Origin of the sequence: Micromonospora sp. RTP1Z1 (genome assembly GCF_033804685.1) — a bacterium.
Classification (GTDB): Bacteria; Actinomycetota; Actinomycetes; order Mycobacteriales; family Micromonosporaceae; genus Micromonospora.
In genome coordinates, this window is sequence record NZ_JAPFQV010000074.1 from 1 (window position 1) to 14977 (window position 14977).

General features: G+C 71.9%; 12 protein-coding genes. 3 read left to right on the top strand and 9 right to left on the bottom strand.

Annotation, left to right across the window (positions count from 1 at the left end; translation table 11 throughout):
* Positions 1-224 precede the first annotated feature (224 nt).
* The 5 genes from trxB to murJ form a co-directional block, all read right to left on the bottom strand.
* Positions 225-1178 carry a thioredoxin-disulfide reductase gene (gene trxB, locus SLP03_RS27310; protein WP_319463511.1) on the bottom strand — a complete coding sequence of 318 codons (954 nt, stop codon included), beginning with the start codon at positions 1176-1178 and terminating at the stop codon, positions 225-227.
* Positions 1179-1371: 193 nt separating this feature from the next.
* Positions 1372-2376 carry a hypothetical protein gene (locus SLP03_RS27315; protein WP_319463512.1) on the bottom strand — a complete coding sequence of 335 codons (1005 nt, stop codon included), beginning with the start codon at positions 2374-2376 and terminating at the stop codon, positions 1372-1374.
* Positions 2373-3170, bottom strand: a complete 798-nt coding sequence (gene sigM / locus SLP03_RS27320) for an RNA polymerase sigma factor SigM (RefSeq protein ID WP_319463513.1) — start codon at positions 3168-3170, stop codon at positions 2373-2375. Before sigM ends, SLP03_RS27315 begins: the two co-directional genes overlap by 4 nt.
* Before the next feature lie 43 nt (positions 3171-3213).
* Positions 3214-4827, bottom strand: coding sequence for a protein kinase family protein (locus tag SLP03_RS27325; RefSeq protein ID WP_319463514.1), 1614 nt, complete (start codon positions 4825-4827; stop codon positions 3214-3216).
* Positions 4828-5270: 443 nt separating this feature from the next.
* Positions 5271-7016 carry a murein biosynthesis integral membrane protein MurJ gene (gene murJ, locus SLP03_RS27330; protein WP_319463531.1) on the bottom strand — a complete coding sequence of 582 codons (1746 nt, stop codon included), beginning with the start codon at positions 7014-7016 and terminating at the stop codon, positions 5271-5273.
* A 127-nt stretch (positions 7017-7143) separates the two neighbouring features.
* On the opposite strand from murJ, the gene SLP03_RS27335 reads away from it, so the two are divergent.
* Both SLP03_RS27335 and SLP03_RS27340 read left to right on the top strand, forming a co-directional pair.
* On the top strand, positions 7144-8604 hold the full coding sequence (locus SLP03_RS27335) for a CCA tRNA nucleotidyltransferase (RefSeq protein ID WP_319463515.1): 1461 nt from the start codon (positions 7144-7146) through the stop codon (positions 8602-8604).
* Positions 8605-8800: 196 nt separating this feature from the next.
* Positions 8801-10846 carry a S8 family serine peptidase gene (locus SLP03_RS27340; RefSeq protein WP_319463516.1) on the top strand — a complete coding sequence of 682 codons (2046 nt, stop codon included), beginning with the start codon at positions 8801-8803 and terminating at the stop codon, positions 10844-10846.
* Between the two features lie 94 nt (positions 10847-10940).
* On the opposite strand, the gene SLP03_RS27345 is transcribed toward SLP03_RS27340, so the two are convergent.
* Together SLP03_RS27345 and SLP03_RS27350 are read right to left on the bottom strand one after the other, a co-directional pair.
* Positions 10941-12041: a hypothetical protein gene (locus SLP03_RS27345; protein WP_319463517.1), complete on the bottom strand. Its 1101-nt coding sequence runs from the start codon at positions 12039-12041 to the stop codon at positions 10941-10943.
* Complete coding sequence (locus SLP03_RS27350; RefSeq protein ID WP_319463518.1) at positions 12038-12559, bottom strand: SigE family RNA polymerase sigma factor; 522 nt, start codon at positions 12557-12559, stop codon at positions 12038-12040. Before SLP03_RS27350 ends, SLP03_RS27345 begins: the two co-directional genes overlap by 4 nt.
* 101 nt (positions 12560-12660) lie before the next feature.
* On the opposite strand from SLP03_RS27350, the gene SLP03_RS27355 reads away from it, so the two are divergent.
* On the top strand, positions 12661-13140 hold the full coding sequence (locus tag SLP03_RS27355) for a methylated-DNA--[protein]-cysteine S-methyltransferase (RefSeq protein WP_319463519.1): 480 nt from the start codon (positions 12661-12663) through the stop codon (positions 13138-13140).
* A gap of 78 nt (positions 13141-13218) precedes the next feature.
* Here the strand turns inward: SLP03_RS27355 and SLP03_RS27360 are convergent, their stop codons facing one another.
* Both SLP03_RS27360 and SLP03_RS27365 read right to left on the bottom strand, forming a co-directional pair.
* Positions 13219-14298: an inositol-3-phosphate synthase gene (locus tag SLP03_RS27360; RefSeq protein WP_319463520.1), complete on the bottom strand. Its 1080-nt coding sequence runs from the start codon at positions 14296-14298 to the stop codon at positions 13219-13221.
* 23 nt (positions 14299-14321) lie between these two features.
* Positions 14322-14957 (bottom strand): PadR family transcriptional regulator, encoded by a 636-nt coding sequence (locus SLP03_RS27365; protein ID WP_319463521.1) that lies wholly within the window; start codon positions 14955-14957, stop codon positions 14322-14324.
* Positions 14958-14977: the final 20 nt, after the last annotated feature.

The window sequence follows — 14977 nt, forward strand, 5'->3', positions numbered from 1 at the left end:
CACTGAGACACGTGCACGGGGGGCAACAACCTGGGGTACCAGGGACGGGCTCCCACACCATTCTTGGTTTCAGGCACCGCGAGGGCACCAAGCGCAACCGGCGACGGCGAGCGACACCGCCGACCCGAGTTTCACCCACCTGTGGGTGGCCCCGCCAGGGGCCATGGTTTTCTTGGTTGCTCCCACTATGAACCCCTCCTCCGGGACCTACTTCTGAAGATGTTTCAGCTTTGCAGGGTGGCGATGAAGCGCTCGGCGTCCAGGGCCGCCGCACAGCCCGTACCGGCCGCCGTGATGGCCTGTCGGTAGGTGTGGTCGACCACGTCGCCGGCGGCGAAGACACCCGGGATGCTGGTCCGGGTGCTCGGCGCCTGCACTTTCACGTACCCCTCGTCGTCGAGGTCCACCTGCCCGCGGAAGAGCTCGCTGCGCGGGTCGTGGCCGATCGCCACGAAGACGCCGGTCACGTCCAGCACCTTGATGTCGCCGGTGTGCACGTTGCGGACCCGGACCCCGCTGACCTTGCCGTCCTCGCCGAGGATCTCCTCGACGGTGGAGTTCCACTCGACCTTGATCTTGTCGTTGCCGAGCGCCCGGCCGGCCATGATCTTGCTGGCCCGGAACGAGTCGCGGCGGTGGATGATCGTGACGGAGTCCGCGAACCGGGTCAGGAAGCTGGCCTCCTCCATCGCCGAGTCACCACCGCCGACCACGACGATGTGCTGGTTGCGGAAGAAGAAGCCGTCACAGGTGGCGCAGGACGACACGCCGTGGCCGAGGTACTCCTGCTCGCCGGGTACGCCCAGCGGACGCCAGGCGGAGCCGGTGGAGAGGATCACGGCCTTCGCCCGGTACGCGGTCTCGCCCACCCAGACGGTGCTGGTGGCGCCGGTGCCGGTGTCGCCGGTGTCCGTCAGCTCGACCCGGGTGGCGTCGTCGGTCAGGAACTCGGCGCCGAACCGCTCGGCCTGCTTGCGCATGTTGTCCATCAGCTCGGGGCCGAGGATGCCGTCCGCGAAGCCGGGGAAGTTCTCCACCTCGGTGGTCGTCATCAGCGCGCCGCCGGACTGCACGCCCTCGATGACGAGCGGCTTGAGGTTGGCGCGCGCGGCATAGACCGCCGCCGTGTAACCGGCCGGCCCGGAGCCGATGATGATCAGGTTGCGGACCTCGTCCACTGCCGTCTCCCGATGTGTGTGTTCGTCATCCGTCCCGGCTGCTCCGCCGCCGGGACGATGTCGATCCGAGTGCCGACGGCTCAGCGGCGTCGGCGCCTGACTTGCAGAACGTCATCGTACGAAGCGGCGATTCCCGAACCGGTCATCCGGTGGGTCACGTCACGTGGAACGGCAGCCGCCGATGACCGCGATCTCACCCTACCCGCGTGCGGAATCGGGTGTCCGCGCCGGACCCGGGCACGCCGCACTCCGGTCCGCTCACCCATGCCCAGCGCGCGCCGCCCGCGTCGACGAAGGTGACGACCAGCGCCGGCCGCCCCTGGAACGACGCGTAGTCGACCAGATCCACGGTCACCGCCCCGCCCCGGTGCTCGGCGGTGATCTCCCCCAGGCAGGCGTCCAGCGCGTCCCGGCCGGTGAGCCGGTCGAGCCCGCCGGCGACGGAGAGCCGCTCGTCCTCCGGTGCCGCCGGCGCGGTCTCCCGGCCGCTGCTGTCCGCCGCCCCGGGCACCTTCGACCGGTTCACCCCGGACAACCGCTCCGGGGTGTAGTCCGTGCCGCTGCGGCGCGGTGGGCCGGTCGTCCGGAAGGGCTCGGCCGCCATCGGGCCGGGCGCCCCGGCGCTGTCGCCCCGGCTGCCGTCGGCCGTCACCGCCGTGTCGTTCCGGGTGGTGACCAGCTGGTTGAGGCCCAGCCCGACCGCGCCGACCGAGGCCGCCGCGAGGGCGACCGGACCGGCGATCCGTGCCCAGTGCCGCCGCCCGCGCCCCGGACCGGCGCCGCGGCGCGGACCTTCGGCCGGTCGGACCGCCCGGCCGGTACGCCGCTGGCCGGTCGCCTTCGCCGGCACGGTGCCCGCCCCGGCGACGGGGTGTTCGCCCGCCCGAATTCTGCTGCCGTCGACCGGCACCGCGTCGTCGTTGTTCGGCGTCGGGGCCGGTCCGGCGCCGGCGAGCGCCGCGGCGAGCCGGTCCGCGACGGCCAGCGGCATGTCGGGTACGGGAGCGGCGGCCCAGACGGCCAGGTCGGCCCGGACCAGCTCCACCGCCGGCGCCAGGGCGGCGTACGCCCCGCCCCACGTCGGGTCCTCTTCGATCAGGCGGGCGACCGTGACCTGCTCCGGGGTGCCGTCCAGCGCCCCGCCGACGTAGTCGGCGAGCAGGTCGTGGTCGACCTCGCTGAACTTCCCGGGGGTCACGTCTCCTCCTCGTTCGCGGCCCGGGACCATCCCGGCGCCGATTCGACGCCCTCCGACGGCCGCGGGTTCCCCGCCGTGACGCGCGGCATGTCGGCGGCGGTAGGGCCGGCCGGGCGCGGCACCGACGGCGGGTCGTCGACACCCGTTCGCAGGTGGTCGAGGAGCGTCGCCAGCCGGGCCCGGCCCCGCGCGCAGCGGCTCTTGACGGTCCCCTCGGCGACGCCGAGGATCCGGGCCACCTCGGCCACCGGATAACCCTGCACGTCCACCAGGATCAGCGCGGCGCGCTGCTCGACCGGCAGCTCGGCCAGGGCCTGCCGCACCACCAGCGCGGTGTCGTGGTCCCGGACCGGGGCGGCCGGCTCGACCCCGCCGGTGTGCCGGCCGGGCTCGCCGTCGGTGTGCACGCCGTCCGGCAGCGGGACCGTGGCGTGCGCCTGCCGCCGGCGGAGCCGGTCCAGGCAGGCGTTCACCACGATCCGGTGCAGCCAGGTGGTCACCGCGGAGTCACCCCGGAAGCGGGCCGCCGCGCGGTGCGCGGAGAGCAGGGCGTCCTGGAGGGCGTCGGCGGCCTCCTCCCGGTCGCCGAGGGTGCGCAGCGCCACCGCCCAGAGCCGGTCCCGGTGCCGGTGGAACAGCTCGGTGAAGGCGTCCCGGTCGCCGGCCACGTGGGCGCGGAGCAGCTCGATGTCGGTCGTCCCGGCGCCCGGCCCGGCCCGCGTCGGCACGGCCACCGGTGCGCCGCGCACGCCGTCGGTCTGCTCGCCGGCCCGTACCTCGCCGCGGTCGTCCATCATCACGTCCGGCGGGAGTGATGCCCGGACAGCGGCGGCCGGTTCACGACCCCTGGACGGTGATCTCCTGGACACCGATCTTGTAGCCCCGGTCGTTCGAGGGCAGCTCGGTGAGCCAGAAGAGCAGGTAGCGGTACTTCTTGTCCGGGTCGAAGCCGTTGCTGAAGATCAGCGTGCTGCCCTCGGCCGGTGCGAAGCCGTCACCGATCCGCGACTTCGCCGTCACGTACTCGGTGTACAGCTTCTTGTCGCCGGAGGAGCTGGAGCCCGGGTCGGTGGTGCCGGTGTAGAGCTGGGCGGTGGCACCGTTGGCGGAGAGGACGGCCTTCACCGACTTGACCGTGTGCTCGCCGCCGAGGTCGATCCAGACGCCCATGCCCTTCTTGAGCCCGCCGAACTTCGGCCCGTTGTAGGTGTCGGTCTCCCAGCCCTGGTCCTCGTTGCCGTCGATCACCTTCTCGGCGTCGCTCAGCTCGTTGCGGCTCCGGCTGTCCGGATCGATGATCCGGACGTCCTCCACGCGCAGCTTCCGCGCGGCGGCGGGCTGGGTGGGCTGGTCGGCCTGCGCGCTGCCGGTCGGGCCGGCCACCGGCTCGGTCTTCGGGTCCTTGTCGTTGCCGCCCAGCGCGCTGATCCCGATGAGTAGGCCGACCAGGGCCACCGCGAGCAGCCCGGCGATGCCCAGGGCCACCTTGCGGCCACCGGCGGCGGCCAGTGGCGACGGCTCCTCCTCGGCGTCGGCCGTGAAGCGCAGCGGGCCGGCCTGGTTCAGGAAGTGCTCGTCGGCGGGGATGTCCAGCCGGCCCAGCTCGGCCGCGAGCACGTCCGAGGAGGGCGGGGCGATCTCCGGGTCGAGCAGGTCCATGGTCAGGTCGTCGAGGTAGGCCGGCACCCCGGCCCGGACCTGACGGGGGGCGGCGATCGCGCCGCCGGCGTCGCGTACGGCGTCCGGAATGGCGGCCCGGCCGTGCCCGGCGGTGGCGCCGTGCAGCGGCGCCTCCTCGTGCGGCCAGTGCCCGGTGAGGGCGAAGTAGAGCACCCCGCCGACCGCCCGGAGGTCGTTCTCCTGGCTGTCCGCGCCGTCGGTCCGCGCGTCGGCCAGCACCACCCGGCCGTCATCGCTGATCATCACCGTGCCGGGGTGGACGTTGCCGTGCACCATGTCGGTCGCGTGCACCGCGGCGAGGGCGCTGGCGACGGCGTTGCCGATGGCGGTCGCCCGGGCCGGGTCCAGCGGCCCGTCGGCGGTGACCAGCTCGCGCAGGGACTGGCCGTCCACCCACTCGCGGACCACGTACGCCCGGTCCGCCTCGTCGATCGCGTCGTAGACGCCGACCAGGTTGGGGTGGATGACCCGGCTGGCCGCGACGGCGGCCTGGAGCATCTCGGTGGCGGAGTCGCCACCCGGGTAGCGGAGGACCACCGCGACGGGACGGCGCAGCACGACATCGACCCCGCGCCAGACCAGCCGGCCCGCGCTGTCGTTGTTGATGTGCTCGACCAGCTCGTACCGCTCGGCAAGGATCTCACCGGCCGTGGGAGCACCGAAGGTCATGACCGGCGGAGCAGTCTCCTCCGCCTCCTGACCCTCGCCGACCTGGGTCACCCGTCCTCCCTCGGTGATCGTGTCGATCGATGGACCCGTGCTGCTGGGCATGTGGCTTCCCGCTCTGCCTTCGAAGGAACCGGCAGACCGGAGCCGACGCCTGCGTCGGCTCCTGCCGTACCCGTCGAGTGCGACCTTACCTGGGATGCCCGGTTCCCCGACATGTCATCTTCCCGCCGCAGTTGGTCAGGCACCAGCGCCGGGCTGCCCGGTCCGGTCACGACCGTTGTCAGCCACGTTGCTGGTACATGCACCAGCCAATCTAGAGGTTGACCGCAAGTAGTCGACGGAGGGGCGCACCGGGTGTGGCGGTCTCCCCGACGCCCGGCCGAATTCCCTCCGATCGGCCCCTCACCCTCATCCGTACGGTTGGTTGTCCACAGGCCGAGAGGGTGGCTGAGCGGGGAAACGCCAAGTTATCCACAGCCGCATCCCCAGGCTGGTGATCCTCGTGCACGGTGTGTGGTCGACGGGCCGGCGGTGCGCCGGGCGGGTCAGCGGCCGAGCCGGCGCCGGACCATCCCGACCACCTCGGTGATCTCGCCGATCCGGAGCATCATGGCCAGCCCCAGGTAGGTCCCGCCGATCACCGCGCCGCCGATCACCAGCTGGACGACCGCCGCGAACCAGCTCAGGTCGGCCGGGTCGCCGGGGAGCAGCGCGACCACGATCAGGCCGACCGCGGCGGCGCCGAGCGCGGCCAGGACGACCCGGCCCATGGTCCGCATGATCCCGCCCAACCCGATCCGACCCACCCGCGGGCGGAGCAGCATCGCGGAGATCACCGCCGCCGCCAGGTACGAGATCGCGTTGCCGAGCATCATGCCGGCCGCCGCGAAGGTGGCCGAGAAGGCGAGGAAGAGCCCGATCTGCAGCAGGACGCGCAGCGCCACTACCGGGATGTTGATCAGCGCCGGGGTGCGGGTGTCCGGCAGCGCGTAGAAGGCGAAGGTGAAGAGCTGGCTGATCGCGAACGGCACCAGCCCAACGGCCGCGACCAGCAGCACGGTCGACGTGGCGACCGCGTTCGCGCCGGTGAAGGCGCCGTACCGGAAGACCACGACGGAGATCGGGGCGGCCAGCACCGCATAGCAGACGGCGACCGGGGCGAGCACCGCGGTGACCATCCGGGTGCCCCGGGACAGGTCGGCGGTGACGTCCCGGAACCGGCCGTCGGCGGCCGCCGCGCTCATCCGCGGCATCAGCGCGGTGATGATCGAGACGGCGATGATGCCGTGCGCCATCATCAGCAGCAGGAAGACGTTGTTGTAGATCATGATGCCGGCGGTGTCGTCGCCGGCCGCCCGGGTCAGCAGGTTGACCACGACGAAGAGGCCGAGCTGGTTGATCGCCACGTAGCAGAACATCCAGGCGCCGAGCCTGGCCAGCTCGCGCAGGCCCAGCTCGCGGAAGTCGAACCGCCACTTCCACCGGAAGCCGACCTTGCGGAGCGCTGGCAGCAGGCCCGCGGCCTGGATCGCCACGCCGAGCAGGGTGCCGCCGCCGATCAGCAGGATCCGGCCCCAGCCCATCTGGGCCGGCTGGAGAATCTTCGCGCCGAAGGCCGCGATGTAGAGCCCGCAGGTGCCGATGACCACCAGGTTGTTCAGGATCGGCGCCCACATCGGGGCGGCGAAGTGCCCCCGGGTGTTCAGCACCGCGGCGATCAGCGCGCTCACGCCGGTGAAGAAGAGCATCGGCAGCATCAGGTAGGACAGGTCGTTGACCAGCCCGGTGTAGGCGCCGTCCTTGCCGCTGGCGTACAGCGCGGTCAGCACCGGCGCGAGGATCACCGCGATCAGCGCCGCGGCGGCCAGCGTGATCACCGCCAGGGTGAGCAGCCGCTGGGAGTACGCCTCACCCTTGTCCGGGTCGGCCCTGCGGCGGCGGACCAGCACCGGGATCAGCACGCTGGTGAGCACGCCGCCGAGCAGGAACTCGTACACCTGGTTCGGCAGGAACTGCGCCGTCGTGTACGCGTTGCCGACCAGGCCGCCGCCGAGGGCCGCACCGATCATCAGGTTGCGGATGAAGCCGGTGCCCCGGCTGACCAGGCTGCCGACCGCCATCACCGCGCTGTTCGCCGCGGCGCTGGCCTCCGCCACCTGCTCCGGCGGCGGCGCGGTGGCCTCCACCGCCGGCTGGTTGAGCGGCTCGGCCGAGATGAAGGTCGCCTCGTCCGTGGGAGGAACCGCGCCGTCCGGCGTGGCGTTCGCGCTGCGGTAGAGCCCGCCGCTCATCTCCAGCCTCCCAGGGGGTACGTCGGGGCCGGGCACCGTCCCGACGGTCAAGACCTTAGTCAACCTGTACCTCGTACCCGCGCCCGGCGGCCGAGTTCCCGGGCAGGACCGATAGGCTGGCGATCCCATGTCCGAAGTCTCCGAATCCCACGCCGCCGACCGCCGCGAGCTCACCGCCGCGCAGCGCAACGCCGTCGCCGAACTGCTCCGCGTCTCGCCGGTCGCCGACGAACTCGGCCGCCGGTTCGCCGCAGCGGGCCACGAACTGCACCTGGTGGGCGGTTCGGTGCGGGACGCGCTGCTCGGCCGGCTCGGCGAGGACCTGGACTTCTGCACCGACGCGCACCCCGACGAGACGCTGCGGATCATCAGGGGCTGGGCCGAGTCGATCTGGGAGACCGGTCGGGAGTTCGGCACCATCGGCTGCCAGCGCGACGGGCTCCGGCTGGAGATCACCACCTTCCGCGCCGAGGCGTACGACCAGGTCAGCCGCAACCCGATCGTCGAGTACGGGACCAGCCTCGAAGAGGACCTCAAGCGGCGGGACTTCACCATCAACGCGATGGCGGTGAGCCTGCCCGACCACCGGTTCACCGACCCGCACGGCGGCCTGGCGGACCTCGCCGCCAAGGTCATCCGTACCCCCGGCACGCCTCAGGAGTCGTTCCGCGACGACCCGCTGCGGATGCTGCGGGCGGCCCGGTTCGCCGCCCAGCTCCGCTTCGCCGTCCACCCGGACGTCCGCGAGGCGATGACCCGGATGGCCGCCGACCTCGAACGGATCACCGCCGAGCGGATCCGCGACGAGTTCACCAAGCTGCTCTGCGGCGCGGACCCGATCACCGGACTGCGGCTGCTGGTCGACACCGGGCTGGCCGAGCGGTTCCTCCCCGAGCTGACCGGCCTCAAGCTGACGATCGACGAGCACGCCCAGCACAAGGACGTCTACGAGCACACCCTCACCGTCGTCGAGAACGCCATGTCGATGGAGGAGGACGGCTGCGACTTCGTGCTGCGGATGGCCGCGCTGATGCACGACGTCGGCAAGCCCGCCACCAAGGCGGTCGGCCCGGACGGGCGGGTCAGCTTCCACCACCACGAGGTGGTCGGGGCCCGGCTGACCAAGGCCCGGATGAAGGCCATGCGGTACCCGAAGGACGTCACCTCGAAGGTGGTCGACCTGGTCGCGCTGCACCTGCGTTTCTACGGGTACGGCCGGGGCGAGTGGACCGACTCGGCGGTGCGCCGGTACGTCGCCGACGCCGGTGACCTGCTGCCCCGGCTGCACAAGCTGACCCGGTCGGATTGCACCACCCGCAACCGGCGCAAGGCGGCCGCGCTGGCCGCCGACTACGACGCGCTGGAGGAGCGGATCGCCCGGATCGCGGCCGACGAGGACCTGGCCCGGGTCCGCCCGGACCTGGACGGCAACGCGATCATGGAGCTGCTCGGCGTACCGCCGGGGCCGGTGGTGGGGAAGGCCTGGCAGCACCTCAAGGAGCAGCGCCTGGAGCGCGGCCCGCTGGACCGCGACGAGGCCGAGGCGGAGCTGCTGCGCTGGGCCCGGGAGCAGGGCATCCGCGACTGAGCGCGGCGGACCGAGCGTCCGGGCGTACGACGACACGCCGGCGTATCGACCGAACGGTTGACGCGTCCGGCGGCGATCTTCCCTCATGATGGTGCGACATCCGTCAGCCTCCCGGTCATCCGTGTGGTGAGGCTGCTCCGATCGCTTCGTCCGCTCGTTCGAGGTGGACGGTTGCTGTAAACGGGGAGATCTCATAGTGAAACGCCGTGGCGTGATTCGCCGCTCGGCGGTGGCCGGGTTCGCCCTCGCCTCCGCCACGTCCATCGTGTTCGCCGGCACCGGCAGCGCCGCGATGGCCGCCCCATCCGATGCACCACGGGCACCGGTGCGCGGCGCCGACAGCGCCGGTGTCGTGCCCGACCGCTACATCGTCGTCCTCAAGGACCACAAGGCCAGCCCCAGCGAGGTGCGGGTCACCGCGTCGGCGCTCGCCGCCGCCAACGGCGGCACGGTCCGGCATGTGTTCACCAAGGCACTCAAGGGCTACTCCGCCGCCATGAACCGCCGGCAGGCGGAGCGGCTGGCGGCCGACCCCGACGTGGCCTACGTCGAGCAGGTCCGGCGCTACTCGGCCACCGACATCCAGAGCGACCCGCCGTCCTGGGGCCTGGACCGGATCGATCAGACGACGGCGAAGGCCGACCGCTCCTACACCTACCCGACCACCGGGGCCGGCGTCACGGCGTACATCCTGGACACCGGCATCGACATGAACCACCAGGAGTTCGGCGGACGGGCCAGCTCCGGCTTCGACTTCGTCGACAACGACCCGGACGCGCAGGACTGCGAAGGCCACGGCACGCACGTGGCCGGCACCGTCGGCGGTACGAACTACGGCGTGGCCAAGGGCGTCAAGCTCGTCGCGGTGCGGGTGCTCGACTGCGCGGGCAGCGGCACCAGCGAGCAGCTCGTCCTCGGCATCGAATGGGTCACCACGAACGCCCTGAAGCCGGCCGTGGCCAACATGAGCCTGGGCTTCAACGGCACCGACCAGGCCGTCAACGACGCGGTCACCCGCTCGATCGCCTCCGGCGTCAGCTACGCCGTCGCGGCCGGCAACAGCATGCAGGACGCGTGCGGTGCGTCGCCGGCCAACGTGCCGACGGCCATCACCGTCGGCGCCACGGACAAGGTGGACTTCCGGGCCTGGTTCTCCAACTACGGCAAATGCCTGGACACCTTCGCCCCCGGGGTCAGCATCGTCTCCGCGGCGATGGGAACCACCAACGGCAGCACCGCGATGAGCGGCACGTCGATGGCCTCCCCGCACGTGGCGGGCGCCGCGGCGCTGCTGCTTGAGGCGAACCCGAACTGGACCCCGCAGCAGGTGCGCGACAGCATCGTCACCAGCGGAATCGACGGCGCCGTGCACGACACCATGGGGTCGGTGGACCGACTTCTGCACGTCGGGGCGGCCCAGGCCGCCCGCAGCTCGTACGGCCTGAAGGCGCGGATCAACGGCAAGTTCGTGACGGCGGAGAGCGCAGGCACCAAGCCCTTGATCGCCCGGGGCTCGGCCCTCGGAGCGTGGGAGAAGTACGACGTCGTCGACGCCGGCAGCGGCCTCGTCGGGCTGCGGGCGAAGGTCAACGGCAAGTACGTGACCGCGGAGAGCGCGGGCGCCAAGCCGCTGATCGCCCGATCGGCGGCGATCGGCATCTGGGAGAAGTTCCAGATCATCAACAACACCGACGGCACCGTGAGCCTGAAGGCGAACATCAACGGCCGGTACGTCTCCGCGGATGGCAAGGGCACCCTGCCGCTGATCGCGCGGGCCACGGCCATCGGTGCCTGGGAGAAGTTCGACTTCGACGCCCCCGCGCCGGTGGTCGGCATCAAGTCGCAGGCCAGCGGCAAGTATGTCACCGCGGAGAGCAGGGGCACGCTGCCGCTGGTGCCTCGGGCCGCGACCCCCGGTGCCTGGGAGAAGTTCGAGATCGTCAACGTCGGGGACGGCTTCTTCGGCCTGCGGGCGCTCATCAACGGCAGGTTCGTCACCGCCGAGAGCGCCGGTACCAAGCCACTGATCGCCCGGGGGACATCGATCGGCACCTGGGAGAAGTTCGACTTCCTGGACTACAACCCGGACGGGTCGATCTACCTGAGGTCGTACATCAACGGCAAGGCGGTGACCGCCGGCAGCGCCGGCACCAGCCGGCTGATCGCCAGCCGGACCGTCGACTGGAACAGCGAGACCCTGGGTCTCGGCGTCGGCGAGAAGTTCGTCTTCGAGGCCCTCTAGGCCGGCCGATCACAGACGACGCCCGCCCAGCCGCCCTCGGGAGGTCTGGGCGGGTTCGTCGTTTTCCGTCCGGGCCACGGTGGGCGCCGTCGGTTCAGCGGGGCGCCACCGTGATCTCCCGTTCGACCAGCTCCCTGGGCAGTGGCTGGCGGACCAGCTCCCGCCCGGTCAGGTCGGCGAGCACGACGTCCCGGGCCCCGTACGGCCGGCGGTAGAGCAGCCGGTCGTCGGAGACCCAGACCACGTCGGCGGTGGGCAGCGTGCGGATCACCCGGCCGGTGCCCGTCTCGACCAGCAGCGGCTCCTGCTGCCCCTGGACCACCGCCAGCTTCCCGTCCGGTGACCAGGCCCACGGCCCGGCCGGGTCGCCGGGCACCGGCACGAACCGGGTGGGCCGCCCGTCGTCGGCCGAGAAGAGCCGCACGCCCGCCCGGAGGTCCCGGACCGACTCGTCGTGGCGGGCCCGGCCGGTCTGCGGGAGCACCACCTCCGTGCCGTCCCGGCTCCAGGTGAAGTCGCAGTAGTCGGTGCAGAAGAACTGCTTCTCGTCCACCCGGAACGTGTGTCTCGTGCCGTCCGTCTCCATCACGATGAAGCCGAAGTGGTCGAGCTGGTGGGTGGTGAAGAGCAGTCGCCGGCCGTCCGGCGACCATGTCGGGGCGGAGAGCGCCCGGCCGACGTCGTACCAGCGGGTCCTTCCGTTGGTCAGGTCGACCAGGGCGACCTGGCGGGGCCGGTCCTCGTCCGTCACCGCGTTCAGCGAGCCGACCGGCGCCGGGAAGACCCCGTCGTACCCGTCGGCCGTGAGGTAGCGGCCCCGGTTGCGGTCCAGCACGAAGCCCTTGCCCGGCCCGTTGACGAAGGTGCCCGCCGTCACCACCCAGTCGCCGGGCAGGACCAGCGGCTTCGTCGACCAGTCGGGGCCGGGCGTGGGCCGGATCGGGGCCGGCGGGGTCGCCGTCGCGGTGGGGCGCGGGGTGATGGGCCGCGCCGCCGGCTGCGGGCGCAGCAGCACGAACGGCAGGGCGACCGCGACGACCGCGACCAGGGCGGCGCCCGCCGCCACGGCCCGGCGCCGCCGACGCAGCCGGCGGCCCCGGCCGAGCGCGCGGACGGCCAGGTCGGGCACCGGCCGGACCCCGTCGGCGAGATCGTGTACGGCCACCCGCAGCGCGTCCTCCACTGGCCCGGTCATCGCTTCACCTCCGAACGCGTGGTCAGCTCGTCGAGGGCGGGCACCAGCTCCCGGAGCTTCGCCAGCGCCCGGGACGCCTGGCTGGCCACGGTGCCGGCCCGGCAGCCGAGGATCGCCGCCGTCCGTTCGACGCTGAGGTCCTCCAGATAGCGCAGGGTCAGCACGGCCCGCTGCCGGGGCGGCAGGGCCCGCAGCGCCTCCCGCAGCAGGAGCCGCAGGTCGGCGTCGTGGCCGCCGTCGCCCGCCGCCGGTCGCTCCGGCAGCTCCGCGACCGGCACCTCGGCGCGCCGCGCCCGGCGGCGCCAACCGGAGACCTGGTCGTTGTAGAGGATCCGTCTCACGTACGGCTCCGCGTCGCCCCGGATCTTCGGCCACCGGGCGTACGCCTTGGCCAGCGCGTTCTGGAGGAGGTCCTCCGCGGCGTGCTGGTTGCCGGCGAGCGCGTACGCGACGCGCAGCAGCGCGTCACCCCGCTCGGTGACGAACGCGGTGAACTCCCCGTCGATGACCTCTGCCACCGTTCACCTCCGTACTAGAGACGCACGGGGTTGGGGAAACCTTGCCTCACCGCCGCCCCGGGTGTGATCCGGTGTCTGGGCCGGGCGGCAGAATGGGCGGCATGCGCTGGACCGTGCTCGACTCGCCGATCGGGGAGTTCTCCGTGGCCACCGACGACGAGGCGGTCTGCGGGGCACACTTCGGGCGGGTGGAGTCGGCGACCGACGAGCCGGTCGACGGGCTGGCCGGCCTGGTGGTGGCCGAGCTGCGGGCGTACTTCGCCGGTGAACTGACCGACTTCACCGTGCCGGTGGCGATGCGCCGGGGGTCGGAGTTCGAGCGGGCGGTCTGGCGGGAGATGACCCGCATCCCGTACGGGGAGATGCTCACCTACGGCGAGGTGGCGAAGGCGCTCGGTGACCCCGGGGCGGCCCGGGCGGTCGGGGTGGCCTGCAATCGGAACCCGATCCCGGTGATCGTGCCCTGCCACCGGATCGTCGGGGCGGGGGGCAAGCTGGTCGGCTTCGGGGGTGGGCTGCCGCGCAAGGTGACGCTGCTGGAGCTTGAGGCCAAGATCGCCCTGCAACGCGCCTGGTCCTGACGTACCCGCCGGGTCGGTGGCACGCGCGAGGGCCGGGTCCGTGCGGACCCGGCCCTCGACGGTGCTGTGGTCAGCGCGTCAGCGCTCGACCTCACCCTTGATGAACGCCTCGACGGCGGCGTGCGCGTCGTGGTCGGCGTACTGCTCGGGCGGGGACTTCATGAAGTACGACGAGGCCGACAGGATCGGGCCGCCGATCTTGCGGTCCAGCGCGATCTTCGCGGCCCGGACGGCGTCGATGATGACACCGGCCGAGTTCGGCGAGTCCCACACCTCGAGCTTGAGCTCGGCGTTGAGCGGGGTGTCGCCGAAGGAGCGGCCCTCCAGGCGGATGTACGCCCACTTGCGGTCGTCGAGCCACGGCACGTGGTCCGACGGGCCGATGTGCACGTCGCTCTTGCTCATCTCGTGCGGGATCTGCGAGGTCACCGACTGGGTCTTCGAGATCTTCTTCGAGACCAGGCGGGTGCGCTCCAGCATGTTCATGAAGTCCATGTTGCCGCCGAAGTTGAGCTGGTACGTGCGCAGCAGCTCGACACCGCGGTCCTCGAAGAGCTTCGCCAGCGCGCGGTGCACGATGGTGGCGCCGACCTGGCTCTTGATGTCGTCACCGACGATCGGCAGGCCCGCGTCCTCGAACTTCTTCGCCCACTCGGGGTCGGAGGCGATGAAGACCGGCAGGGCGTTCACGAACGCGCAGCCGGCGTCGATCGCGGCCTGGGCGTAGAACTTGTCGGCCTGCTCGGAGCCGACCGGCAGGTAGGCGACGACCACGTCGACCTGCGCGTCGCGCAGCGCCTTGGCCACGTCGACCGGCTCGGCGTCCGACTCCTCGATGATCTCGCGGTAGAACTGGCCCAGGCCGTCGAAGGTCGGGCCGCGCTGCACGCTGACGCCGGTCGGCGGCACGTCGCACAGCTTGATCGTATTGTTCTCGCTGGCGACGATCGCCTCCGCGAGGTCCATGCCCACCTTCTTGGCGTCCACGTCGAACGCCGCGACAAACTCCACGTCCGATACGTGGTAGTCGCCGAAGGTGACGTGCATGAGACCCGGGACGCGGTCGTTCGGGTCGGCGTTCCGGTAGTACTCCACGCCCTGCACGAGGGACGAGGCGCAGTTACCCACACCGACGATGGCGACGCGGACGGAGCCCATAGCGTCTGCCTCCTTCTTCTTCATCACGGCCGCTCTTTCCTGGACTCGCCAGGCGGAGGCGGGCTGTTGTCTTCTCGTCGGCCGCCGGCTGTCCCGGGCGGGACGGTCGGGGCGCGGCCGGAGCGCTCATTGGCGATGAGCTCCTCCAGCCAGCGGACCTCACGCTCACAGGCGTCGAGGCCGTGGCGCTGCAGTTCCAGGGTGTACGCGTCGAGACGCTCGGCTGCCCGGCCGAGCACGTCACGAAGTCCTTCGCGACGCTCCTCGATCTTGCGACGGCGACCTTCCAGGATCCGGAGTCGGGTTGCCTGGTCGGTCCGGGCGAAGAACGCGAAGTGCACGCCGAAGCCCGTGTCGTCGTACGTCTCGGGTCCAGCCTGCGCTATCAGCTGGGCGAAGCGTTCCTTGCCCTCCGCGGTAATGGTGTAGACCACCCGACCTCGCCGGCTGGTCAGCGCGGGAACCTCCTCGGCGGTCGCGGATGTCTCGGCGGCTTCGGTGATCCATCCCGCCGCCTGCAGCCGGCGCAGGGTCGGGTAGAGCGAGCCGTAGCTGATCGCCGCCCGGATCGCGCCGAGCTTGGCGGTCAACTCCTTGCGCAGCTCGTAGCCGTGCATGGGAGCCTCCTGCAGGAGGCCGAGGATGGCGAACTCGAGCACTGGCCATCCCTTCCTACCCC

Excerpts from the sequence above, each read along its gene's own strand:
- sigM (WP_319463513.1), bottom strand. The coding sequence starts at position 3,170 with ATGGACGACCGCGGCGAGGTACGGGCCGGCGAGCAGACCGACGGCGTG.
- SLP03_RS27360 (WP_319463520.1), bottom strand. The coding sequence starts at position 14,298 with ATGGGCTCCGTCCGCGTCGCCATCGTCGGTGTGGGTAACTGCGCCTCG.
- SLP03_RS27345 (WP_319463517.1), bottom strand. The coding sequence starts at position 12,041 with ATGACCGGGCCAGTGGAGGACGCGCTGCGGGTGGCCGTACACGATCTC.
- SLP03_RS27325 (WP_319463514.1), bottom strand. The coding sequence starts at position 4,827 with ATGCCCAGCAGCACGGGTCCATCGATCGACACGATCACCGAGGGAGGA.
- SLP03_RS27355 (WP_319463519.1), top strand. The coding sequence starts at position 12,661 with ATGCGCTGGACCGTGCTCGACTCGCCGATCGGGGAGTTCTCCGTGGCC.
- murJ (WP_319463531.1), bottom strand. The coding sequence starts at position 7,016 with ATGAGCGGCGGGCTCTACCGCAGCGCGAACGCCACGCCGGACGGCGCG.
- SLP03_RS27335 (WP_319463515.1), top strand. The coding sequence starts at position 7,144 with ATGTCCGAAGTCTCCGAATCCCACGCCGCCGACCGCCGCGAGCTCACC.